Source organism: Pseudoalteromonas sp. XMcav2-N (genome assembly GCF_024124545.1).
Taxonomy (GTDB): Bacteria; Pseudomonadota; Gammaproteobacteria; order Enterobacterales; family Alteromonadaceae; genus Pseudoalteromonas.
In genome coordinates this window covers 317,595-339,536 of record NZ_JAMXSF010000004.1, presented here as the reverse complement: position 1 = coordinate 339,536, position 21,942 = coordinate 317,595, and the positions used below count along the sequence as shown (strand labels likewise).

The 21,942-nt window shown below is 48.6% G+C and carries 20 protein-coding genes and 12 tRNA genes; 19 read left to right on the top strand and 13 right to left on the bottom strand.

What is annotated here, in order from left to right; translation table 11 throughout:
- Positions 1 to 112 precede the first annotated feature (112 nt).
- The 12 genes from rlmM to hemA form a co-directional block, all read right to left on the bottom strand.
- Positions 113 to 1,198: a 23S rRNA (cytidine(2498)-2'-O)-methyltransferase RlmM gene (rlmM, locus tag NH568_RS07910; RefSeq protein WP_125716511.1), complete on the bottom strand. Its 1,086-nt coding sequence runs from the start codon at positions 1,196 to 1,198 to the stop codon at positions 113 to 115.
- Positions 1,199 to 1,221: 23 nt separating this feature from the next.
- The gene (locus NH568_RS07905) at positions 1,222 to 1,590 is read right to left on the bottom strand and encodes a DUF423 domain-containing protein (protein ID WP_253046157.1); all 369 of its coding nucleotides are present in this window, start codon (positions 1,588 to 1,590) and stop codon (positions 1,222 to 1,224) included.
- Positions 1,583 to 2,245, bottom strand: a complete 663-nt coding sequence (locus NH568_RS07900; RefSeq protein ID WP_253046156.1) for an alpha/beta family hydrolase — start codon at positions 2,243 to 2,245, stop codon at positions 1,583 to 1,585. Before NH568_RS07900 ends, NH568_RS07905 begins: the two co-directional genes overlap by 8 nt.
- Positions 2,242 to 3,135: a transcriptional regulator GcvA gene (locus NH568_RS07895; protein WP_054017247.1), complete on the bottom strand. Its 894-nt coding sequence runs from the start codon at positions 3,133 to 3,135 to the stop codon at positions 2,242 to 2,244. The genes NH568_RS07900 and NH568_RS07895 overlap by 4 nt, the downstream gene beginning before the upstream one ends.
- A gap of 62 nt (positions 3,136 to 3,197) precedes the next feature.
- Positions 3,198 to 4,052: a 3-deoxy-8-phosphooctulonate synthase gene (kdsA, locus tag NH568_RS07890; RefSeq protein ID WP_054017248.1), complete on the bottom strand. Its 855-nt coding sequence runs from the start codon at positions 4,050 to 4,052 to the stop codon at positions 3,198 to 3,200.
- A gap of 34 nt (positions 4,053 to 4,086) precedes the next feature.
- Positions 4,087 to 5,337, bottom strand: coding sequence for a DUF819 family protein (locus NH568_RS07885; protein ID WP_253046155.1), 1,251 nt, complete (start codon positions 5,335 to 5,337; stop codon positions 4,087 to 4,089).
- Positions 5,338 to 5,434: 97 nt separating this feature from the next.
- Positions 5,435 to 6,238 carry a tetratricopeptide repeat protein gene (locus NH568_RS07880; RefSeq protein ID WP_253046154.1) on the bottom strand — a complete coding sequence of 268 codons (804 nt, stop codon included), beginning with the start codon at positions 6,236 to 6,238 and terminating at the stop codon, positions 5,435 to 5,437.
- Between the two features lie 144 nt (positions 6,239 to 6,382).
- Positions 6,383 to 6,757 carry a SirB2 family protein gene (locus tag NH568_RS07875; RefSeq protein ID WP_253046153.1) on the bottom strand — a complete coding sequence of 125 codons (375 nt, stop codon included), beginning with the start codon at positions 6,755 to 6,757 and terminating at the stop codon, positions 6,383 to 6,385.
- Between the two features lie 29 nt (positions 6,758 to 6,786).
- The gene (locus NH568_RS07870; RefSeq protein WP_253046152.1) at positions 6,787 to 8,328 is read right to left on the bottom strand and encodes a response regulator; all 1,542 of its coding nucleotides are present in this window, start codon (positions 8,326 to 8,328) and stop codon (positions 6,787 to 6,789) included.
- A gap of 144 nt (positions 8,329 to 8,472) precedes the next feature.
- Positions 8,473 to 9,321: a peptide chain release factor N(5)-glutamine methyltransferase gene (gene prmC, locus NH568_RS07865; protein ID WP_253046151.1), complete on the bottom strand. Its 849-nt coding sequence runs from the start codon at positions 9,319 to 9,321 to the stop codon at positions 8,473 to 8,475.
- A complete protein-coding gene (gene prfA, locus NH568_RS07860; protein WP_253046150.1) occupies positions 9,321 to 10,406 on the bottom strand; it encodes a peptide chain release factor 1 in 1,086 nt (361 codons plus the stop codon). Before prfA ends, prmC begins: the two co-directional genes overlap by 1 nt.
- Positions 10,407 to 10,413: 7 nt before the next feature.
- Positions 10,414 to 11,670, bottom strand: coding sequence for a glutamyl-tRNA reductase (gene hemA / locus NH568_RS07855; protein WP_253046149.1), 1,257 nt, complete (start codon positions 11,668 to 11,670; stop codon positions 10,414 to 10,416).
- A gap of 83 nt (positions 11,671 to 11,753) precedes the next feature.
- On the opposite strand from hemA, the gene lolB reads away from it, so the two are divergent.
- The 18 genes from lolB to NH568_RS07765 all read left to right on the top strand — a co-directional run bounded on the left by lolB (position 11,754) and on the right by NH568_RS07765 (position 18,868).
- Positions 11,754 to 12,341 carry a lipoprotein insertase outer membrane protein LolB gene (gene lolB, locus NH568_RS07850; protein WP_253046148.1) on the top strand — a complete coding sequence of 196 codons (588 nt, stop codon included), beginning with the start codon at positions 11,754 to 11,756 and terminating at the stop codon, positions 12,339 to 12,341.
- Positions 12,338 to 13,195 carry a 4-(cytidine 5'-diphospho)-2-C-methyl-D-erythritol kinase gene (gene ispE, locus NH568_RS07845; protein ID WP_253046147.1) on the top strand — a complete coding sequence of 286 codons (858 nt, stop codon included), beginning with the start codon at positions 12,338 to 12,340 and terminating at the stop codon, positions 13,193 to 13,195. The genes lolB and ispE overlap by 4 nt, the downstream gene beginning before the upstream one ends.
- 78 nt (positions 13,196 to 13,273) lie before the next feature.
- Positions 13,274 to 14,221, top strand: a complete 948-nt coding sequence (locus NH568_RS07840) for a ribose-phosphate pyrophosphokinase (protein ID WP_010386544.1) — start codon at positions 13,274 to 13,276, stop codon at positions 14,219 to 14,221.
- A gap of 199 nt (positions 14,222 to 14,420) precedes the next feature.
- Positions 14,421 to 15,029, top strand: a complete 609-nt coding sequence (locus NH568_RS07835) for a 50S ribosomal protein L25/general stress protein Ctc (protein WP_253046146.1) — start codon at positions 14,421 to 14,423, stop codon at positions 15,027 to 15,029.
- A gap of 19 nt (positions 15,030 to 15,048) precedes the next feature.
- The gene (pth, locus tag NH568_RS07830) at positions 15,049 to 15,633 is read left to right on the top strand and encodes an aminoacyl-tRNA hydrolase (protein ID WP_046006617.1); all 585 of its coding nucleotides are present in this window, start codon (positions 15,049 to 15,051) and stop codon (positions 15,631 to 15,633) included.
- Positions 15,634 to 15,691: 58 nt separating this feature from the next.
- Positions 15,692 to 16,783, top strand: a complete 1,092-nt coding sequence (gene ychF, locus NH568_RS07825) for a redox-regulated ATPase YchF (protein ID WP_054017260.1) — start codon at positions 15,692 to 15,694, stop codon at positions 16,781 to 16,783.
- Positions 16,784 to 17,028: 245 nt separating this feature from the next.
- Positions 17,029 to 17,105, top strand: a tRNA-Met gene (locus NH568_RS07820).
- 114 nt (positions 17,106 to 17,219) lie between these two features.
- Positions 17,220 to 17,304: transfer RNA gene (locus NH568_RS07815), tRNA-Leu, on the top strand.
- 36 nt (positions 17,305 to 17,340) lie between these two features.
- Positions 17,341 to 17,415, top strand: a tRNA-Gln gene (locus NH568_RS07810).
- Between the two features lie 2 nt (positions 17,416 to 17,417).
- Positions 17,418 to 17,494: transfer RNA gene (locus tag NH568_RS07805), tRNA-Met, on the top strand.
- A 4-nt stretch (positions 17,495 to 17,498) separates the two neighbouring features.
- Positions 17,499 to 17,583: transfer RNA gene (locus tag NH568_RS07800), tRNA-Leu, on the top strand.
- A gap of 36 nt (positions 17,584 to 17,619) precedes the next feature.
- Positions 17,620 to 17,694 (top strand) — tRNA-Gln (locus NH568_RS07795).
- Positions 17,695 to 17,771: 77 nt separating this feature from the next.
- A tRNA-Leu gene (locus NH568_RS07790) sits at positions 17,772 to 17,856 on the top strand.
- 147 nt (positions 17,857 to 18,003) lie between these two features.
- A tRNA-Gln gene (locus NH568_RS07785) sits at positions 18,004 to 18,078 on the top strand.
- A gap of 95 nt (positions 18,079 to 18,173) precedes the next feature.
- Positions 18,174 to 18,258, top strand: a tRNA-Leu gene (locus NH568_RS07780).
- A gap of 118 nt (positions 18,259 to 18,376) precedes the next feature.
- Positions 18,377 to 18,451, top strand: a tRNA-Gln gene (locus NH568_RS07775).
- A gap of 116 nt (positions 18,452 to 18,567) precedes the next feature.
- A tRNA-Leu gene (locus NH568_RS07770) sits at positions 18,568 to 18,652 on the top strand.
- Positions 18,653 to 18,783: 131 nt separating this feature from the next.
- Positions 18,784 to 18,868, top strand: a tRNA-Leu gene (locus NH568_RS07765).
- A gap of 128 nt (positions 18,869 to 18,996) precedes the next feature.
- On the opposite strand, the gene NH568_RS07760 is transcribed toward NH568_RS07765, so the two are convergent.
- Positions 18,997 to 20,160 carry an FAD-dependent oxidoreductase gene (locus NH568_RS07760; protein WP_253046145.1) on the bottom strand — a complete coding sequence of 388 codons (1,164 nt, stop codon included), beginning with the start codon at positions 20,158 to 20,160 and terminating at the stop codon, positions 18,997 to 18,999.
- A gap of 326 nt (positions 20,161 to 20,486) precedes the next feature.
- Between NH568_RS07760 and miaB the strand changes: the two genes are divergently transcribed.
- Positions 20,487 to 21,920 (top strand): tRNA (N6-isopentenyl adenosine(37)-C2)-methylthiotransferase MiaB, encoded by a 1,434-nt coding sequence (gene miaB, locus NH568_RS07755; RefSeq protein WP_046002924.1) that lies wholly within the window; start codon positions 20,487 to 20,489, stop codon positions 21,918 to 21,920.
- The last annotated feature ends 22 nt before the right edge of the window (positions 21,921 to 21,942 follow it).

The following is a 21,942-nucleotide window of genomic DNA, read 5'->3' as shown; positions in this document are numbered from 1 at the left end:
TTTTATTTAAATAACAGCAAAGTGTAAAAACAAGAGCGTAAGAAAATATTGCGGGAAAAGAATCAAGTAAAGTAATGGCGGCTACCATACCTGGCAGCCACCGAAACAATGCTTAGCTGTAGAGGTTTTGCGGGACTTTCAGTACCTGAATATGCACGGTCACTTCTTCACGGTCGTGATAAAGGTGTTTAGCCTGTAGCTCGTAGCCTACGCCATATTTTTTCAGCTCGTCGTGGATCAGTGTTAAACACTCATAAACCGTATCAAAGCGCTTTTTCATAGGCAGCTTGAGGTTGAAGATCAGCTCGCGGACAAAGCCGTTGACTATCCAGTCGACCATCAGCTCGCTGACGCGGGTTGGTTTTTCGACCATATCACACACCAGCCAGTCGATGTTGCGCTTTTCGGGGCGATATTTAAAGCCATCTTCACGGAAGTGCTTTACTTGCCCGGTTTCCATTAAATCGTCATTCATCGGGCCATTGTCGATTGCCGCCACAAACAACCCGCGGCGTACCAGTTGATAGGTCCAGCCACCCGGACAGGCACCCAGATCCACGCCGCGCATGCCAGAGCGAACCCGCTCAGGCTCGTTCTCTTTACCAACAAACACATTGAAAGCTTCATCCAGCTTCAGCGTTGAGCGGCTCGGTGCATCGGCCGGCATTTTCAGCCTGGGGATCCCCATAAAGAACGGCGAGTTATTATGACTGAATGAGTAACCGACATAGGCGGTGTCGTTTGCCAGAAACAGCACATGCAGCACCGGTTTATGGGCTTTATGGTCGCGGGTCAGCTTATTTTGCTTTTCCAGCGCTTTGGCCAGTGGCGTCGAGAATTTCTTACAGAACTTCGACAGCTCTTTACCTTCATTGGTATCCGGGGTTTCTACCCGCAGATCGCCACACAAAGGGAAATCCCCAACGACCTGTTTGATCTCAGATACGCGGTCTTCAACGGGCATTTTACTTAACAGCACACCCGCAAACCACTGGCGGGCAAACACCAGGCTGGAAAAATCGACCTGTTTGAGTAGCAGCTCACTTTGAGCCGGGTCAAAGCACTCAAAGGTCACATAGCCCGTATTGGGCTTAGCTTTCACGTAACCGGCGACATTATGTAACGCGGCGTGATGCGTAATTTCGGCCGCCGCATCGCTTTCAAAGCCGCTTCGGCAATAAATAACCACACTAGACATAGTGATAAAAAGTCTCTAATCAATTAAAAGGGCTGGCGGGCAACCTGTAACAGCAACCAGGCCCAGCCAAGAATAAAACACAGTCCGCCCAGTGGCGTAATCGGTCCCAGCCACTTGGCACCGGTCAGCGCCAGCAAATACAGGCTGCCACTGAACAGGACAATCCCGGTCGCAAATAAATAGCCCGAGAGCTGAACTTTCACACCCCATTTCAGGAGCAGGGCTACGGCCAGCAGCGCCAGACCGTGGGTCATCTGATATTCAGCGCCGGTTTTAAATATGCCAATGGCATAGTCACTTAAACGGCTTTTCAGGCCATGGGCGGCAAACGCCCCCAACATGACCGACAGCATACAAAATGCCCCGCCCAGCAGTAAGAATAGCTTAGCCATTGAGTATCTCCGCAATTTTAGCGGCAATGGCCTCAGCTGCCAGCTGGCGATTTTGTGCTTCTGTCAGGCCGCTGGCTTTGCGCGGCTTCAATGAATGATCGCCATCTTTAAGCCATACCAGCTCAGGCCAGCTCTTTTCTTCAGCTTGCGCTGCCAAAGCGGTAACCTCGGTATGATTACCAAACGTATCACGCTCTCCTTGCAGCACCACAAACGGGCAAGGGATATCGGCAAAGTGCTCAGTACGCAGTTTCTCAGGTTTGCCCGGTGGATGAAACGGATAACCCAGCGCAAACACGCCTTGTACGTCAATATTGTCTTCACAGACCAGCATAGATGCCATACGCCCGCCCATAGACTTACCACCGATGAATACAGGTAAGCCGTCGAGTTGTGCGCTTAGCACATCACGATAATGCGCCAGCAACTTAGGGGCACGCTCGGGTGGGCGACGTTTATCCAGCGCCTTCGCCATCTGCATATAGCCAAAATCAAACAGCCCGACGGTGACCCCCAGCGCACTCAGGCGGTTTGCCATGTCCTGCATAAAGTCGCTGTCGCGGCCCGCTCCTGCGCCATGGGCCAGGATCAGCTGCGCCTGAGGTGCGTCAGCCTGGTGCCACTCGATATCAATCTTTGCTTCGCTCTGCGTCATTGTTGTTCCTGCTCTACCATTTCCAGCATCCAGTTTTTGAAGGACACTATTTTACCTAATTCAGCCTGAGATTCACGACACACCAGATAGTAAGCATTTTTACTTTCCAGGTGATGACTGAATGGAATGATCAAACGGCCCGCGTCCAGATCGGGTTTTGCCAATACGCTATTGCCCAGCGCGATCCCCTGACCATGCACCGCCGCCTGAGTCACCATAGATGAGTGACTGAAAATCGGCCCGGTATTAGCCGGCACGTTACGTACCCCAGCAGTTTTTAGCCAGGCTTTCCAGGCGCGTCGGGTGGTGTCATGCAGCAGGGTATGATTCGCCAGGTCGCTGGGCTGATCCAACGGCTTAGGGCCATTGAGCAGCAAAGGGCTACACATGGGCACCAGGTATTCAGTATGCAGCTTATGAGTTTGCACCCCACTCCAGTTACCCCGACCATAATAAATGGCTACGTCCACGTCGTCGGTTAATGAGTTTTCATCCAGATCCTGCGCTTTTATTCGCACATCAATGTCCGGATGTAGTTCATTAAACAGGCTGAGCCTGGGCACCAGCCACTGAATCGCAAAACTGGGCGTCAGACTCACCGTAAGAGACCCTTTTGCACCCCGTGCCAGCAGTTTTTCTGTGGCATCGATCAACTGAGAAAACAGCTCTTTGATATCCAGAAAATAGCCCTGCCCTTCTTCGGTTAACAGCAGAGACCTGTTTTTACGTAAGAAAAGTTTAACCCCGAGATGCTCTTCCAGAATCTTAATCTGATGGCTGATGGCTGCCTGGGTCACAAACAGTTCTTCGGCAGCTTTGGTAAAACTCAGGTGCCGGGCTGCGGCCTCAAAAGCTTTCAGTGCGTTTAATGGAGGTAATCGTCGTGACATGGCGGGAATTCCAAACCAGGCTTATAAAAATGGCGGAGTATCCTCCGCCAACAAGTCTATGTTTAGAGGTCAGCAGCGCTGGTATCCAGCGGAGCAAAACTCTTTACCAGATCGTCCACGGCTTTCATCTGCTGCAAATACCCTTCCAGCTTCGCCAGCGGCAGTGCACACGGACCATCACATTTGGCTTCGTTTGGATTGGGGTGTGCTTCAATAAATAAGCCTGCCAGACCCAACGCCATACCGCTGCGAGCCAGCTCAGCCGCCTGTGCACGACGACCATCGGCCGAATCACTGCGACCGCCCGGGCGCTGCAGAGCGTGTGTGGCATCGAAGATCACCGGCGCCATATGCTTCATGTCATCCATGCCCAGCATATCGACTACCAGGTTGTTATAACCAAAGCTGGTGCCGCGTTCACACAAGATCACTTGTTCGTTGCCCGCCTCACTCATCTTTTTGATGATGTGACGCATCTCATGCGGCGCCAAGAACTGAGGTTTTTTTACATTGATAACATTGCCGGTCTTAGCCATAGCCACAACCAAATCAGTTTGACGCGCCAAAAAGGCTGGCAACTGGATCACATCAACCACTTCGGCAACCGGTGCCGCCTGATGAGGCTCATGAACGTCAGTGATCAGCGGCACGTTAAAGGTATTTTTGATTTCTTCAAAGATTTTAAGCCCCTCTTCCATACCCGGACCGCGGTATGAGTTGATAGAAGAGCGGTTGGCTTTATCGAACGATGCCTTAAACACATAGGGGATGCCCAGTTTGCTGGTCACTTCAACATAGTGCTCGGCAATGCGCATTGCCAGGTCACGTGATTCAAGCACATTCATGCCACCAAACAGCACGAAAGGTTTGTCGTTTGCAACCTCGATGTCTGCTACTTTGATAATCTGTGTATTCATTGTCTTTCCTAAAAATAGTCGCTAACTGGCAGCACTAACTGCCAATTACACGTAAAATTTGGCCGCACAGCCAGGCTGCGTAGGTGCCCAACGCATAGCCCAATACGGCTAACAGCACACCTACAGGTGCCAGCGCCGGGTGGAATGCCGACGCAACCACAGGCGCTGATGCCGCGCCACCTATATTGGCTTTGCTGCCAACAGCCACGTAAAACACCGGCGCTCTAATGAGTTTAGCCACCAAAAATAATAACCCCACATGCACCGCCATCCAGATCAGGCCAATTACCACGTATTTAGGGGCTTCAACAATTTTGGTGATGTCCATGTGCAAGCCTATAGTTGCCACCAGGATATATAAGAAACTACTACCCACTTTGGAGGCACCCACAGCCTCAAAGTTGCGCGCTTTTGTAAATGACAGAGCGAGACCTATGGTGGTGACCAGAACGATGATCCAGAACAGTTTGGAATGCAGGGAAAACTTCTTAAGCTCTGGGAAATTACTCGCAAAGTAAGGCACCAGCAAGTCGGCGGCGAAATGCGCCAACCCGGTTGCGCCAAAAGCAAAGGCGACGAGTAGCATTAAGTCTTTTAATTCAGGCCGTCTTGCATGCTCCGCTTCAAAGGCCTGCACTTTGTCAATCAGGCGCTCAATAGAGGCCGTATCGGCGCCGGTTCGCGCATCGATGTCTTTATGCCTGGCGGCCAAAAATAGCAAACCAGCCATCCACAAGTTGGCGACCACTATGTCGACCGTTACCATAATAGTAAAGATCTCTCCGCCGGCACCATAGATTTCTTTCATCGCCACCATATTGGCACCGCCGCCAATCCAGCTGCCGGCCAGTGCCGCCATACCGCGCCATACCGCTTCAGGCCCGGCGACACCGAGTAATTCAGGCATAAAAGTGGCCGTGATCAGCAGTGCTATCGGCCCGCCAAGCACCACGCCGACCGTACCAGTCAGAAACATAATAATGGCGCGTGTACCCAGCCCCATGATGGACTTAAGATCGATGCTCAACGTCAGCAACACCAGACAAGCGGGCAGTAAAAAGTATTTAGCAACCGTGTAAACATCGTTACCGCTGCCATCGACAATCCCAAAGGTGTTTAGCAAAGATGGCAGGAAATAGCACATCAACAGGGCGGGCACATAGCGATAAAACTTGGCCCAGAATCCCGTTTTCAGATTAGAGGTATAAAACACAAATCCCAGGATAATTGCTAACAGGCCAAGCACAACGGCATTATTGGTAATGAGTACACTACTCTCTTGCATAGGATCTCTCTGTTTCCTTGATTATACAAAAACCGCTCAGGAAGTTAGCACCGATGACAGGCATAACTCCCTTCTGTGCAGTGCGCACTGACCTCACCTAATGGAGGATATTATTATGGTCGGCCAGCTCAGCGATTTGATTTTGAATGAGTTCAATGGTTGGGTCGTCTGGGCATTCATCAACAAAAAATTGCAGATCATCTTTTGCCATTTTTGGACAATTGAGTTGATTAAGCAGATAGCCCCTGTCACGACGCTCATAAGGGTCATCACCCAGTAATTCCATCAACATCTCGACACAGCTCAGTGCATGACCAAATTTCTCAGCTGCAATAAACGACCATTTTTGCTGAGCAAGATAAAGCTTGAAGGCTTCCTCTCCAAACACCAGCTCCAGAGGCTCCTGCTCTTTGTCATCACCATTTTCAGGGATCACATACCAGGCTTGGTGACCTGAGCTGGGGTCTATGATATAGCCTTCTTCGTCGCTCAACGCAATGTGTACCTGCACATCGCCCTGATTGATCGCCAGGCTTGCTGTGAGATTAGCTCGCTCCAGCAAATGTACCAGGATAAGCGCCAACGCCATGCTGGTGCCACTGTGCATCTTTAAAGCGTAACAGACATTGTTTAGCAAATGCTCTGGCACTTTTTGGTCCGTGCCACTAAATAACCATTGGGTATAAAACGTATCGAGCAGCGCATCCACGCACGTGTGCTTGTCGACATTTTTATGGCAAATGTCGTCAACAGCCTGCTCAAGCTCAGCCAGTAAACATAGCGTGTGTGAGGTATCGGCCTGAGCATCCCAATGTGGCTCAGCCCAGATACAACGTAACAAGGCCGGTGTAGAGAAATGCTCCGAACTTGCGTCGTGTTCATCGAACCAGATATCAGTCATAAATAACGAACTGTTTTCTACTGTCTAAAATTATAATGGGCTAGTGTAACATTTTTCATCACATTCCCAAGGGGATTTTTATTTTGGGGAAAATTGACAGAGCTTAAGGTAGGTAGCCGGACAGCGGGCTGTCCGACGCAAACATTACAGTATGAGTGCGTTTTTAGCGCTGGCCAGATAGCCTACAGCCAGCAGGGTCACAGTTGCCAGTATCAGCGCGCCCACTTGTTTTACTTTTGTTGTCGACTTAGCAACCACAAAGCCCAGTGCAATATACGCAATCACCAGAACGATTTTTTCCATCAACCAGGGTTGCTGCGCCGGGTTCAGGCTGGCCATCACAGCCAGTGATACAGCGCTGATCAACAATAAGGTGTCAACACTATGACTGGCGATAAACACCCCTTTATTGGCTGCCAACTTGCCACTGGCCAAACGCGAAACGGCGCGGGTATAAAACAAAATAATACTTAAAACTGCAAACATCACATGCGTGTGCTTAAGTGCCATGTAGTCCAAAATTGCCCCTTATTAAATCAACTATAAAATCAATCTTCTAACCGAACCAGGATCTGTTCCAGCTCGTCAATTACAGTATTGAATACATCAACCAGTTTAGGGTCAAAGTGCTTACCCTTTTGGCTGTTAATTTCGGCCACCACTTCGTCCAGACTGTACGCCGGGCGATAGCAACGCTCGTGACGCATTGAGTCATAGACATCTGCAATCGCCGCAATACGTCCGAAGATATGGATCTCTTCGCCTTTTTTACCTGTTGGGTAGCCACTGCCGTCCCACCGCTCATGGTGATCGCGAGCAATCATAGCGCCGGCATTAACTATCTCACGGCGTGAGTCGCGCAGAATCTGGTAACCCTTTTGAGTATGAGACTTCATTACATCCCATTCTTCGGGCTCTAGCTTGTGTGGCTTATTTAAAATCGCATCGGGAATACCTACATTACCAACATCATGCAAGGGCGAGGCAAGACGTACCAGCTCGGCTTCGCGATAGCTGAGACCGTAGTGCTTGGCCAGCACATAACAGATGTTTGCAACGCGTTTAACATGATTACCCGATTCGGTAGAACGCTGCTCAAGGGCTTCGCTTAATCGATACACGAGCTCCTGCTGAGTGTCTTCAATTTCAGCCTGGAGCTGAACATTTTCATAGGCCAGCTGTACGTTTTGCGAGAATATTTTGATCAAGTGCTTTTGCGTATCGGTCAAAAACTCAGGGATCCCGGAGACAAACAACATAGACGCGTGGTTATATTCACTTGAACAATACGCAAACAGGTAGTTGTCCTTATACACTATGCCACGGTCTTGCAATGCCTGACGGCAGGCTTCCATTTGTTCCGAGTCCAGCACGTCTTCAATGGGCTTGCCTTCGCTTCTGGCAAACTCGCCACGGCCTGTAAACACCACCAGTTTATCACTGCTATTGGCAGGATCGTTACTGGCAACCAATGACGTTGCATAAATGGCTTCATCCACAGTCCCCAACAAAGAAGTCAACTGCTGGATCACGCCCTCGATAAACTGGTCAATGGAATGTGACGCAAAGATATTACGTGAGGCTGTGATGATTTTTTCCAGCCCCTGACGAGACTGATCAATAGACAAGATGTCTCGGTAGGAACGCAGGCTCGACATCACCACAGTAAACAGCTTTTGTGCTGTCAACTCAGTTTTAGATTTATAGTCATTAATATCATAATTGACTATGACCTGACGCTCCGGCGCCTGACCAGGCTGCCCGGTACGCAAGATAATGCGAATATTGTTATTTTTAGCCGTTTCGCGAATATATTGCGCGACTCGCAGGCCAGCGTCATCCGTTTCCATCACCACATCAAGTAGCACAATTGCGGCATCAGGGTGGTCCATAACCACCTTCTTTGCTTCCTCGCCAGAATAGGCACTGAGAAACTCCAGGCGCTTTTTCTGAAACTCAAAATCACTGAGTGCGAGTTTAGTTACCGCATGCACTTCGGGTTCATCATCAACAATGATCACCTTCCAGGTGCCACTTTTTTCCTGTATTTCTGATTCACTTGGCTCGTCTGAAAACAAAAAATCATCCATTGGAGAGTCCTTAACACTCTTTTGTACTCGTATCTCGCCAGTATTGCGCGCGCTGACGGACATGAAACCAGTTGAGGATAACCGGCTTATTGCTCGCTAATACGGTATCGCTACCTTTATGCAGTTTTGCTTAAGGAATATCGATTATTGCGGCTTTTGCGCCATCGTTACCCTATCACAGCCTGCCATATCTTTTATTGTAAGTATATTGCGATAGTTCATTTGTGCAAAAATCTGCTGAACACCAGCAGCTTGTTGATAGCCATGCTCAAACATCAGATAGCCATCAGATGCGAGATGCGCCTGCGCTTGCTCAATAATATGACGAATATCAGCATAGCCTTGGTCCGGTGCCACCAAAGCGGACAAAGGCTCAAAACGCACATCACCCTGACTCAAGTGTTCATCTGTCTCACAAATGTAAGGCGGGTTACTGACTATCAGATCAAAACACTGACCTGCTAACGCCGAAAACCAGTCACTCTGGCGGATCTCAACATGGTCAAACCCGAGACGTTGACGGTTTTTCTCTGCCAGTGCCACCGCATCATGTGAGAAGTCAACTCCGGTTAGCTGCCAGCCAGGCTGCTCCGACGCCAATGCCAATACAATGGCGCCCGTCCCGGTACCCAGGTCAAGTACTTTAGCCTGCTCAGACAAAGGCAGTGCAAGCGCCTGCTCAACCAAGGTTTCGGTGTCTGGTCTGGGGATTAACGTGCTGTTGTTCACGTACAGGGGCAAGCTCCAGAACTCACGCTCACCGGTTAAGTGTGCAACCGGCTCACCGCTTCTTCGGCGTCCGATAAGAGACTCAAACCGCTGATATTGTGCTTCACTCAGTTCAGCTTCTGGCCAGGCAAATAGATAACTGCGAGTCTTTTGCAGAACATGTAATAGCAATACTTCAGCATCAAGTTTTGCTGACTCGGAGCTATTTTGGAGCTGTGCACTTGCCCAGGCAATCGCCTGAGCAAGATTTGGATGTTGCGCCATTAATCATCGCCCATGGCTGCTAACAGATCAGCCTGGTACTCCAACACTAACGGGTCGATAACAGCACCCAGATCGCCCGCAACAACTTCATTCAGACGATACAGTGTGAGGTTAATACGGTGATCCGTAATACGGCCCTGCGGATAGTTGTAAGTACGGATCCGCTCAGAGCGGTCACCGCTACCTACCAGGTTACGACGCTCACTTGCCTCGGCAGCCTGACGTTTTTCGTCTTCCGCCTGCTGCAGGCGCGCACCCAATACAGACAAAGCCTTAGCACGGTTTTTATGCTGTGAACGTTCATCCTGACACTCCACCACAACACCGGTTGGAATATGGGTAATACGGATAGCTGAGTCAGTTTTGTTGACGTGCTGACCACCGGCGCCTGAAGCACGGAAAGTGTCGACTTTCAGGTCTGCCGGGTTTATTTCAATGGCTTCCGCTTCCGGGATCTCCGCCATCACAGCCACCGTACACGCTGACGTGTGGACACGGCCCTGAGATTCAGTCTCTGGTACACGCTGTACGCGGTGTGCGCCCGACTCAAACTTCAGTTTACCGTACACCCCATCACCTTTGATGTTGGCAATGATCTCTTTGTAACCACCGTGCTCGCCCTCATTGGCACTAACAACCTCAACCTGCCACTTCTGAGTTTCAGCATAACGGCTGTACATGCGGAATAAGTCACCAGCGAAAATAGCCGCTTCGTCACCACCCGTACCGGCGCGGACTTCCAAAAATACGTTGTTGTCGTCTTTAGGATCTTTTGGCAGCATCAGGATCTGGAGCTTCTCTTCCAGTTCTGAAATTTGTTCTTTTGCTTCTTTGAATTCTTCCTGAGCCATTTCACGCATATCCGGGTCAGAATCTTTTAGCATTTCTTCGGCTGCTGCTACGTTTTCCTGCGCCTGCTGATAAGCAGTAAACGCCTTCACCACATCCTCAAGCTCTGAGTACTCTTTTGACAATGCGCGAAAACGGTTCTGATCGCCAATGACTTCCGGATCCCCCAGCATGGCTTCCACTTCTTCGTGGCGCTCTACCAAAGTTTCCAATTTACGATAAACGGACTCTTTCATTTAACTCTTATTCCTGCTCAATACCTAATGCTTGTTTTAACACTGCAATGCGCTCAATATCGCCCTCTTTAGCTGCCGACTGAATCGCTCGGGTCGGTGCATGAGTGAGTCGATTAGTGAGTTTATTTGCCAGTTCTAACAAGACCTTTTCTGAATTCTTACCCGATTGTAGCTGATTTAACGCCTTTTCCACGAGTTCTAATTTAATCGTCTGGGCCGATTCACGATATTCCCGGATCACATCCACCGACGTCAGTGAACGCTGCCACTGTGCAAACTCATGGGTTTTGTCATCAATAATGTGCTGCGCTTCACGTGCTGCTTGTTCGCGCGACGCCATGTTTTCATTCACGATCGCTTGCAGGTCGTCCACTGTATATAGATAGGCTGCATCTAAATCATTGACCTGACTTTCAATATCGCGCGGCACGGCAATATCGACAAACAGCATCGGTTTATGTTTTCGTTTTTTAAGGGCCTGCTCAACGACTCCTTTACCTATGATTGGCAAGGTACTGGCGGTGGAGCTAATCACGATATCCGCCTGATGCAATTGCTCGGGTAGCTGGGCTAAAGAGATGACATTCGCGTTAATTTCATCCGCCAGAGATTGAGCCCGTTCAATGGTGCGGTTGGCAACAGTAATCGCTTTGGGATTGTGCTGCGACAGGTGCTTGGCAACCAGCTCAATGGTTTCACCGGCTCCAATCAGTAATACGTTGGTTTTTTCCAGCTGCCCATAAATGTGCTTCGCCAGGTTAACCGCAGCATAAGCCACAGATACAGCGCTGGCACCAATTTCAGTCTCTGTACGAACTTGCTTGGCCACAGAAAACGTTTTCTGAAACAGGCGCTCGAATACCGGCTGAATGCCGTTATGTGCTTTCGCGCTGTTATACGCTTGCTTAATCTGACCCAGGATCTGAGGTTCACCCAACACCAAAGAATCTAAACCACAGGCTACGCGCATAAGATGATTGACCGCATCCTGATTGTGATGCACATAAACATTTTCGGCCAGCTCTTGCTCTTCTATTTGGTGAAAATCAGACAGCCAGCCCAGAAGCGCTTGGGAATTCGACTCGCCAAGGCTACAATAGATTTCGGTCCGATTGCAGGTAGAAACAATCACGGACTCATTAAACTGCGGCAACTGTGATAGTTGCTGTAGCGCATCCGATAACTGTTGCGGAGAAAAGGCGACTTTTTCCCTCAATTCGACGGACGCGGTTTTGTGATTGATCCCAAGTGCGATAATGGTCATAACTGCCAGTGTTGCTCAAGCCCTGCTTTAAAGCCGCTAATTTTACCAAAAATCAATCGAATATGGAAAGTAAGGAACTTAGTTTGAAACAGTTTCATTTGATTTTGCTCATGTTTTTATTGTTTCTGAACGGGTGTGCACAGCGTATTACCCCACCTGACGAGCATTTACAGCAGAATCGTCCCGAAAGTTATAACAATTGGCGGGCAACAGGTAAGCTGGCATTTATTTCTCCCGAAGAGCGTCAGTCTGCCAACTTTAACTGGCAATATCGTGAACAAAAACAAACACTGACGCTGAACACCTTTATCGGGACTCAGGTACTCAAGTTGCAAGAATTCGATCAGCACAGTGTGCTGACGCTTGAGGATAACACCTACACCAGTGAAGACAGCAGCGATTTAGTGTACCGCCTGAGCGGCTGGCAACTGCCTGTGTCACAAGCCCCTCAATGGTTAACGGGTAACATAGAGGCGCCTGACAATCAGTATAATGATAAACAACAATTAACTCAGGCCATCTGGCAAGACGATCAAGGCCTGCGCTGGCAGGTTGCTTATCAAACCTACCAGCGTGTAAACGGGTTCGAACTCCCGACTCGGCTCACCCTGACACATAAAGATATCACCATTAAAATCCGAATCAGTGATTGGCACTTTGACACCCTATGAAGACACTCAAATTAACCGCTCCGGCAAAACTCAACCTGTTTTTGCACATCAATGGCCGCCGTGCTGATGGCTACCATGAACTGGAAACCCTGTTTACTTTGCTGGAATATGGCGATGAGCTGACTTTTTCGCTTATCGAGCAAGATGTACTTGAGATTGAGGGCGATGTCGCCGGTATTCCGCTGCAAGACAATTTGATTTATCGTGCCGCAGAAGCGCTCAGACCCTATAAGCAGTCCCCATTCGGTGTCCATGTTCAGCTGGTTAAGAAGCTTCCTATGGGTGGCGGCGTGGGGGGCGGTTCATCAGACGCAGCAACCACATTGCTTGCCTTAAACACATTGTGGCAATGTGACTTGTCACTTGACCAGCTTGCGGATATCGGATTATCACTCGGTGCGGATGTGCCTGTCTTTGTACGAGGGAAAACGGCATTGGCGCAAGGGGTTGGAGAGAAGTTGAGCCCCTATACCCTGGCAGCAAAACACTATCTGGTGGTCTTCCCCAATGTCCATGTTGGTACTGTGGAAGTGTTCACACACCCAGAGCTGCCGCGAAATACCCCCAAGCTGCCTGAGGACTGGACCATCGAACAGACACACAACGACTGTCAGGCATTAGTCAAAAAGCTCTACCCCGAGGTTGAAAAAACCCTGAGCTGGTTGCTAAAATATGCGCCGTCCAGAATGACGGGAACCGGAGGATGCTGCTTTGCAGAATTTGATTCAGCACAGGCGGCACAGCGTGTACTCGAACAACTCCCGTCTCACTGGACAGGCTTTGTTACCCAAAGCGCAAGCGAGTCAATTGCCCACCGGCAACTGGCTGCATGGCGTAAAGATGAAGTAAAATAGTTTAAGTTAGCCTGTTTTGACACTGTCACAGACGCCGTCATTGCAAAATATATATTACAGTGCCTGAGGAACCCTACCGTGCCCGACATGAAGCTCTTCGCTGGTAACGCAACACCTGAGCTAGCTCAAAAAGTTGCAAAACGTTTGTTTATCGAATTAGGTGATGCCGTTGTAGGCCGTTTTAGCGACGGCGAGATCAGCGTTCAAATCAATGAAAATGTTCGTGGTTCTGATGTATTCATCGTCCAATCCACTTGTGCACCAACCAATGACAACCTGATGGAACTCATTGTGATGGTGGATGCTTTACGTCGTGCTTCTGCAGGTCGTATTACCGCCGTTATTCCATACTTCGGCTATGCCCGTCAGGATCGTCGTGTACGTTCTGCGCGTGTGCCAATCACTGCAAAAGTTGTTGCGGACTTCTTATCAAGCGTTGGTGTTGACCGCGTTCTGACGGTAGACCTGCACGCTGAGCAGATCCAGGGCTTCTTCGATGTGCCTGTAGACAATGTGTTTGGTAGCCCGGTGCTGCTTGAAGACATGAAAGAGCGCGATTTTGACGATGTTGTGGTCGTGTCGCCAGATATTGGTGGTGTCGTACGTGCGCGTGCAATCGCCAAGCTCCTGGATGACAAAGACCTGGCTATCATCGATAAACGTCGCCCACAGGCTAATGTTTCTCAGGTCATGCACATCATTGGTGATGTGGAAGGCCGCGACTGTATCATCGTCGACGATATGATTGATACCGGTGGTACGCTGTGTAAAGCCGCTGCGGCATTAAAAGAGCATGGTGCTAAGCGCGTATTTGCTTATGCAACGCACCCGGTTCTGTCTGGCAATGCCGCAGAGAACCTGCGCAATTCAGTGATTGACGAAGTGATTGTCACTGACTCAATTACACTGTCGGACGAGCTGAAGTCTGTTGATAAGATCAAAGTACTGACGCTGGCTGATATGCTGGCTGAAACCATTCGCCGCATCAGCAACGAAGAGTCTATCTCTGCGATGTTTGAACACTAATCCGTGTTCACTGGCAAAGAAAAAGCACCTTAGGGTGCTTTTTTTATGTCCAAAGGTTTGCAAGGCTGCTGGTTAGTGGTATATTAGCGCGCCTTTTTACTGGGCTTGCTTTGGATACAACCATGGCGAGTACAGTGATTTACCGAAGTGCTTGGTCGCGAGCCCTTCGAAGTATTAACTAAAATAATTGGAGACACTCATGTCACAATACGTATTAAACGCTGAAGTACGCGAAACTCTGGGTACTGGTGCGAGCCGCCGCCTACGTCGCGAAGAAAAAGTTCCTGCTATCCTTTACGGTGCAGGCAAAGACGCTGTTTCGCTTACTCTGGACCACAACAAAGTTATCCAGATGCAAGAAGACGAAGGTTTCTACACGCACATCCTGACTCTGAACATCGGTGGTGAGTCTGTTGAAGCTATCCTGAAAGACATCCAACGTCACCCGTACAAGCCTAAGGTAACTCACCTTGACTTCCAACGCGTTGACGCTTCTCAAAAGCTTCACACTAAAGTGCCTGTTCACTTCCTGAACGAAGAAGCAGCAACTAAAGGCGGCAACACTGTTGCTCACCACGTAACTGAAATCGAAATCACGTGTCTGCCAGCTCAGCTTCCAGAGTTCGTAGAAGTTGACGTAGCAGCTATCGAAGTTGGCGCAACTGTACACCTTTCAGACATCACTCTTCCAGCTGGTGTAGTTTCTGTTGAGCTAGCTAAAGGTGCAGACCACGACCAAGCGGTTGTAACTCTAAACGCACCTAAAGGCGGCGCTGCTGAAGAAACAGCTGAAGAAGCTGCTGAATAATTTCTAAGGTGTTAGCACCTTGAATACTATTCAAATGCTAGTGGGCCTGGCTAATCCAGGCCCCGAATACGCAAACACCCGTCACAATGCCGGTGCCTGGTTTATCGAAGAACTGGCCAAGCGCTACAACGTCCCCCTCAAACCTGACTCAAAACACCATGGCCTTAGTGGCAAGCTTATCCTGAACAATCAGGAATTTAAGCTACTGATCCCAACCACCTTTATGAATCTAAGCGGTAAAGCCGTAGGTAGCCTGGCAAACTTCTATAAGATCCCGCCAGAGCAGATCCTGGTTGCGCATGATGAGATGGATATGGAACCTGGTGTCGCCAAAATCAAAAAAGGCGGCGGTCACGGTGGGCACAATGGTCTCAAAGACATAATCGCCAAGCTGGGCAATAACAAAGAGTTTATGCGCCTGCGTATAGGTATTGGCCACCCTGGACACAGAGACAAAGTAACAGGTTGGGTACTGGGCAAAGCCCCTCAGGCAGATCAGGAAAAAATCGATGCAGTGGTAGATGAAGCCGTGCGTTGTATGGAAATTCTGGCCAAAGACGGTGTGTTAAAAGCACAAAATAGACTACATTCTTTTAAGCCGTAACACCGACTCTCCCGTCCCGTTACAGCTGTGATTGATGGCAAACTAAAGGTTTTAAACTATGGGTTTTAAATGTGGCATTGTTGGCCTGCCTAACGTAGGTAAGTCAACCCTATTCAATGCATTAACCAAAGCGGGCATCGAAGCCGCGAACTTCCCTTTTTGTACTATCGAGCCAAACACCGGCGTAGTTGCCGTTCCGGATCCGCGTCTGGACCAATTGGCTGCGATCGTTAATCCACAAAAAACCATCGCAACCACGATGGAGTTTGTTGATATCGCAGGCCTGGTAAAGGGCGCCTCTAAAGGTGAAGGTCTGGGTAACCAGTTCTTAGCAAACATTCGCGAAACAGATGCCATTGGTCATGTTGTTCGCTGCTTTGAAGACGAAAACATCGTCCACGTATCTGGCCAGGTAAACCCGGCAGACGATATTGACGTTATCAACACTGAGCTGGTTTTAGCAGATATGGAAGCGGCCGACCGTGCAGCGCAGCGTAATGCTAAAAAAGCCAAAGGTGGCGATAAAGACGCTAAATTCCAAAACGAAGTACTGGAAAAGGTCAAAGCACACCTGGATGAAGGGTTAACACTGCGCTCACTGGAGCTGACAAAAGAAGAGCTGGCTGCGATTAAGCCGCTTAACTTCTTAACGATTAAGCCGACCATGTACATTGCAAACGTGACTGAAGATGGTTTCGAAAATAACCCATTCTTAGACCAGGTACGTGAGATTGCCGCAGCGGAAGAAGCGGTTGTGATCCCGGTCTGTGCTGCAATTGAATCTGAACTGTCTGAACTTGAAGAAGAAGACAAGCTTGAATTCATGGCTGACCTTGGTCTGGAAGAGCCAGGTCTTAATCTGGTGATCCGTGGCGGTTACGAGCTACTGAAACTACAAACCTACTTTACAGCAGGTGTTAAAGAAGTGCGCGCATGGACTATTCCTGTTGGTGCAACTGCGCCACAGGCAGCAGGTAAGATCCACACCGACTTTGAGCGTGGCTTTATTCGTGCACAAACCATTGGTTTTAATGACTACATTGAATACCAGGGTGAAAGCGGTGCTAAAGACGCAGGTAAAATGCGCCAGGAAGGTAAAGATTACATCGTAAAAGACGGCGATGTGATGAACTTCTTGTTCAATGTTTAAGTAACTGCATTCAATATTGACCAAGTTTATTGGTCTGACAAAAAGCGCCTGATGGCGCTTTTTTTGTCTTTCTCTTACACTGTATGAAGAATTATTGGCTGAATTGCGTTAAAAACAGCCCGCTTCGCTTAATTTATCTGCAAACAAACTGTGTTAGGTATTTTTTTGCAAAAAAGGTGTTGACGACATACGGGCATATACGCATAATACGCCCCGCATCAGCGATGATGAGAAATTAAAGAGATGGCTATGTAGCTCAGCTGGTTAGAGCACATCACTCATAATGATGGGGTCCCCTGTTCAAATCAGGGCATAGCCACCATGCTTTAATTACTACCAAAACTCATCGAGCTAGCAAAACGCGGAAGTGGCGGAATTGGCCAGATGTCTAGAAATAGACGCTGGATTTAGGTTCCAACATAGAAGCAAAAGATGTGCGGAAGTGGCGGAATTGGTAGACGCGCTGGATTTAGGTTCCAGTATCTTCGGATGTGAGAGTTCAAGTCTCTCCTTCCGCACCATGTTCTCGATAAGAACTGAAATAATCAATTTTTCGTTGGAGTATCGCCAAGCGGTAAGGCAGCGGGTTTTGATCCCGCCATTCCCAGGTTCAAATCCTGGTACTCCAGCCAATGGCTATGTAGCTCAGCTGGTTAGAGCACATCACTCATAATGATGGGGTCCCCTGTTCAAATCAGGGCATAGCCACCACGTTGCGGAAGTGGCGGAATTGGTAGACGCGCTGGATTTAGGTTCCAGTATCTTCGGATGTGAGAGTTCAAGTCTCTCCTTCCGCACCATGTTCTCGATAAGAACTGAAATAATCAATTTTTCGTTGGAGTATCGCCAAGCGGTAAGGCAGCGGGTTTTGATCCCGCCATTCCCAGGTTCAAATCCTGGTACTCCAGCCAACTTTCTGAAGTTGAGGAATTGGCAGTTGTCTTGAAATAGACGCTGGATCTAGGTTCCAAATACTCCAGGCAATAATGCGGAAGTGGCGGAATTGGTAGACGCGCTGGATTTAGGTTCCAGTATCTTCGGATGTGAGAGTTCAAGTCTCTCCTTCCGCACCATGTTCTTAAAGTTTGAACTGAAACAACTTTGAATACCTTTGTTGGAGTATCGCCAAGCGGTAAGGACAGAAGAGAGAGGTTTTGATCCCTCACTCATCCACCCCCAGATTCAAATCCTGGGACCAAAATTTAGGTTTGATTTTTCGTTGGAGTATCGCCAAGCGGTAAGGCAGCGGGTTTTGATCCCGCCATTCCCAGGTTCAAATCCTGGTACTCCAGCCATCTCTTATGAGATAAAAACGCGGAAGTAGCGGAATTGGCCAGATGTCTTGAACTAGACGCTGGATTTAGGTTCCAATATCAAAGCGAAAAAACATGCGGAAGTGGCGGAATTGGTAGACGCGCTGGATTTAGGTTCCAGTATCTTCGGATGTGAGAGTTCAAGTCTCTCCTTCCGCACCATGTTCTTCAAGTTAGAACTAAAACTCTTGATTACGCTTTTTATTTCTGTAGTATCAAGCGTTAAGAAGAAGAATATTATCTATTTAGGTTTATCTGGATTCAAGATTTGAATTATTGCTGGAGTATCGCCAAGCGGTAAGGCAGCGGGTTTTGATCCCGCCATTCCCAGGTTCAAATCCTGGTACTCCAGCCATCTCTTCACGAGATGAAAATTCAGTTAAATATACGATGCGGAAGTGGCGGAATTGGCTGTTGTCGAATAAGACGCAGGATTCAGGTTTCTTTTCATTGTATTGATAGAGATTTAATGCGGAAGTGGCGGAATTGGTAGACGCGCAGGATTCAGGTTTCTGTAACTTCGGTTGTGAGAGTTCAAGTCTCTCTTTCCGCACCATTTATTTCTCTTTTCTTGATATCTTCTTTCTTAAATCTAATATAATCGATGCAAAATTTTGAAATTCTAAGAGTTGGCTTTTGTCGAACGATATTCAGGTTTCTTTTTCATTGATGAACTAAATATACGATGCGGAAGTGGCGGAATTGGTAGACGCGCAGGATTCAGGTTTCTGTAACTTCGGTTGTGAGAGTTCAAGTCTCTCCTTCCGCACCATTTAGTTCTAACACATCAAAAATTCCACTTTTATTCCTCCGAAACATCCTAATTATTTTTTCATTTTCACTATAATTTTCATTTAGTTTTATTACTTTGCTATCTCTTGTTCCTAATATGAATGACGTCTAAACGACGCCACCCATTGCATGTTTCAATACTTCACGTTTAATTGGACCGGCATGATTAGCCACTTTTAACACCAGGTTGCGTAAATGCCTTAAAGGTGCAATTTCGTTAGAGAAGCCAAAGTAGCAGGCGTCCATCATGCTCATCATCATCAGATTATCGTTACGACGGCTCTGCTCATAGCGACGCAGCAAGGCGGCATTACCAATATCCTCAGCGCCTTCCAGCGCGCTTGCCAGCGCAGCCACATCTTTGAACCCTAAATTAACGCCCTGCCCTGCCAGCGGGTTAATGGTATGTGCTGAGTCGCCAATCAGGACGACACGCCCCTGGTGGTATTGATTGGCATGTTGTCTGGCCAGCGGAAATACCGCGCTTTGCAACACCTCAAACTCACCGGGTAAATCGAAGAAGTGATTTTGTATCTCCTGCTTTAACTGTGCATTCGATAACGTCTTCATCTGCGCCAGCTCATTGCCATGGTGATACCAAATAAGATTGGCATACGGGTATTGCATGGGCAAAAAGGCAATCGGCCCGGACGGCTTAAACTGCTGCCAGGTTTTCACCTGCTGTGGTGCATCCAGTTTGATCAACACACCCATACAATGCTGCTGATATTGCCAACCGGTCACCCCAATGCCAGCCAGCTTGCGTACCACAGAGCGTCCGCCGTCAGCTGCTAACAGCAAATCGGCCTGATAACTTTGCTCCGGGTAAATCAACTCAACCGAATCAGTACCTTGCTTGATTGCCTGAGGTGTACCAGAAACCTGTTCGACCTGAATACCAAGGCGTTCGAACTGTGCCCATAAACTGGCCTGGATAAGACGGTTTTCAACAATGTGGCCTAAATGCGTTGCAGCCAGCTCCTCGCAATCAAATAGCAGGCTGTTATTTTCCTGCTCATATGCCTCGAGCTGCTGATATGGTGCCAGTCTGGCATTGCGCAGCAACGGCATTGCCTGGAGCTCATCCAGCAAAGCTTCTGAGAAGCGGTTAATGGCTGAAACCCGAATATCTATGGTCTGGTCCGTTAGTACCTGCATGGCATCCAGTGGATGTGTTTCGAGCACAGTGACTGTCAGACCTTGCTGTGCGAGCTTGACGGCGGCTGCTGCGCCAACCATGCCACCACCTACTATCAGCACTTTGTTTTTCATACCCTTTTTCCTTAGTTCTGCTTGCTAAGTCATATCCTGCTATTGTAACCCAATTCGCTCTGAAAGGTTCACAGCCCTGCATAGTGTAGCCGAGCAAATACAAGATGCCTTGATCTTGGTTTCTAAAGTTAAAAACTATACTTGGCTAGTGTCATTAGGTCATATAAAATACGCGTCCTTTAAACTAATTTCACGCAAGATCCTGGCAAAGATACAGGTTATGCTCTGTAATGGCACAGGTGATGAGCGGGTCGGCTTAGTGATATTAGTTGTTTTAGCGTCGCACACCGTGCTATTCACCGAGTTGAAAACGAGGCATTATTTCAATGAGTAAAAAGTTGCATATCAAAACCTGGGGCTGTCAGATGAACGAGTATGACTCCCAGAAAATGGCGGATCTGCTTGACTCCACCAACGGCTATCAGCTAACAGAAGAAGCTGAGCAAGCGGATGTGATCCTACTCAATACCTGTTCAATTCGTGAAAAAGCACAGGAAAAAGTATTCCATCAACTGGGTCGCTGGAAGCTACTCAAAGACGACAACCCGGATCTGGTGATTGGCGTCGGTGGCTGTGTGGCATCTCAGGAAGGCGACACCATTCGTCAACGCGCGCCTTTTGTTGATATCGTATTTGGCCCGCAAACTTTGCACCGTCTGCCAGAGATGATCAAACAAGTGCAGAGCAAGCAAGGCTCTGTGGTCGATATTTCATTCCCGGAAATCGAGAAGTTTGACCGCCTGCCAGAGCCAAAAGCGGAAGGTCCAAGTGCATTCGTATCCATTATGGAAGGCTGCTCTAAATACTGTACTTTCTGTGTTGTACCTTATACTCGTGGTGAAGAAGTAAGTCGTCCACTTGATGATGTTTTACTTGAAGTTGCTCAGCTGGCAGAGCAAGGTGTGCGTGAAGTAAACCTGCTGGGTCAGAACGTAAATGCCTATCGCGGCGAAATGCACGATGGCGAAATTTGCTATTTCTCTGATCTGCTGCGCTTTGTGGCGGCCATTGATGGCATCGACCGTATTCGTTATACCACCTCGCACCCGGTTGAGTTTACACCAGACATCATCGACGCATATGCAGACGTACCTGAGCTGGTTGATCACCTGCACTTGCCGGTTCAAAGTGGCTCAGACCGTATTCTGAACCTGATGAAGCGTGGCCATACGGCACTTGAGTACAAGTCGACTATCCGTAAGCTGCGCAAGATCCGTCCGAACCTGAGCATGAGTTCTGACTTTATCATTGGCTTCCCGGGCGAAAGCAAAGCTGACTTCGAAGCGACCATGAATCTTATCAACGACATTGGCTTTGATATGAGCTTCAGCTTTATCTATTCAGCGCGTCCGGGCACACCAGCGTCTGACTTGCCTGACGATGTTACCGAGCAGGAAAAGAAAGAGCGTTTGTACTTGCTACAAAACCGCATTAATCAAATGGCACAGGATATCAGCCGCAAAATGCATGGCACTGAGCAGCGTATTTTGGTCGAAGGTCCGTCGAAAAAGAACCCGATGGAATTGCGTGGCCGTACCGAGAACAACCGAGTGGTGAACTTTGAAGGCCCTCATTCAGTGATCGGTCAGTTTGTTGACGTACGTATCACAGAGGCGCTGCCAAACTCGCTACGTGGTGAGCTGATCAGGACCGAAGCTGAGATGGACTTACGTCGTGATGTTGCACCATCGGATATCTTAAATCGTGCCCCGGCAGAACCAGAAGCCAACGAACTGGGTGTAGCGACCTTTACGCCTTAGTCTTGGAATTTCGACGCCAGCT

Coding starts and splice junctions, on each gene's coding strand:
- rlmM (WP_125716511.1), bottom strand. CDS start 1,198: ATGTCTAGTGTGGTTATTTATTGCCGAAGCGGCTTTGAAAGCGATGCG.
- NH568_RS07905 (WP_253046157.1), bottom strand. CDS start 1,590: ATGGCTAAGCTATTCTTACTGCTGGGCGGGGCATTTTGTATGCTGTCG.
- NH568_RS07900 (WP_253046156.1), bottom strand. CDS start 2,245: ATGACGCAGAGCGAAGCAAAGATTGATATCGAGTGGCACCAGGCTGAC.
- NH568_RS07895 (WP_054017247.1), bottom strand. CDS start 3,135: ATGTCACGACGATTACCTCCATTAAACGCACTGAAAGCTTTTGAGGCC.
- kdsA (WP_054017248.1), bottom strand. CDS start 4,052: ATGAATACACAGATTATCAAAGTAGCAGACATCGAGGTTGCAAACGAC.
- NH568_RS07885 (WP_253046155.1), bottom strand. CDS start 5,337: ATGCAAGAGAGTAGTGTACTCATTACCAATAATGCCGTTGTGCTTGGC.
- NH568_RS07880 (WP_253046154.1), bottom strand. CDS start 6,238: ATGACTGATATCTGGTTCGATGAACACGACGCAAGTTCGGAGCATTTC.
- NH568_RS07870 (WP_253046152.1), bottom strand. CDS start 8,328: ATGGATGATTTTTTGTTTTCAGACGAGCCAAGTGAATCAGAAATACAG.
- prmC (WP_253046151.1), bottom strand. CDS start 9,321: ATGGCGCAACATCCAAATCTTGCTCAGGCGATTGCCTGGGCAAGTGCA.
- prfA (WP_253046150.1), bottom strand. CDS start 10,406: ATGAAAGAGTCCGTTTATCGTAAATTGGAAACTTTGGTAGAGCGCCAC.
- hemA (WP_253046149.1), bottom strand. CDS start 11,670: ATGACCATTATCGCACTTGGGATCAATCACAAAACCGCGTCCGTCGAA.
- ispE (WP_253046147.1), top strand. CDS start 12,338: ATGAAGACACTCAAATTAACCGCTCCGGCAAAACTCAACCTGTTTTTG.
- NH568_RS07835 (WP_253046146.1), top strand. CDS start 14,421: ATGTCACAATACGTATTAAACGCTGAAGTACGCGAAACTCTGGGTACT.
- ychF (WP_054017260.1), top strand. CDS start 15,692: ATGGGTTTTAAATGTGGCATTGTTGGCCTGCCTAACGTAGGTAAGTCA.
- NH568_RS07760 (WP_253046145.1), bottom strand. CDS start 20,160: ATGAAAAACAAAGTGCTGATAGTAGGTGGTGGCATGGTTGGCGCAGCA.
- miaB (WP_046002924.1), top strand. CDS start 20,487: ATGAGTAAAAAGTTGCATATCAAAACCTGGGGCTGTCAGATGAACGAG.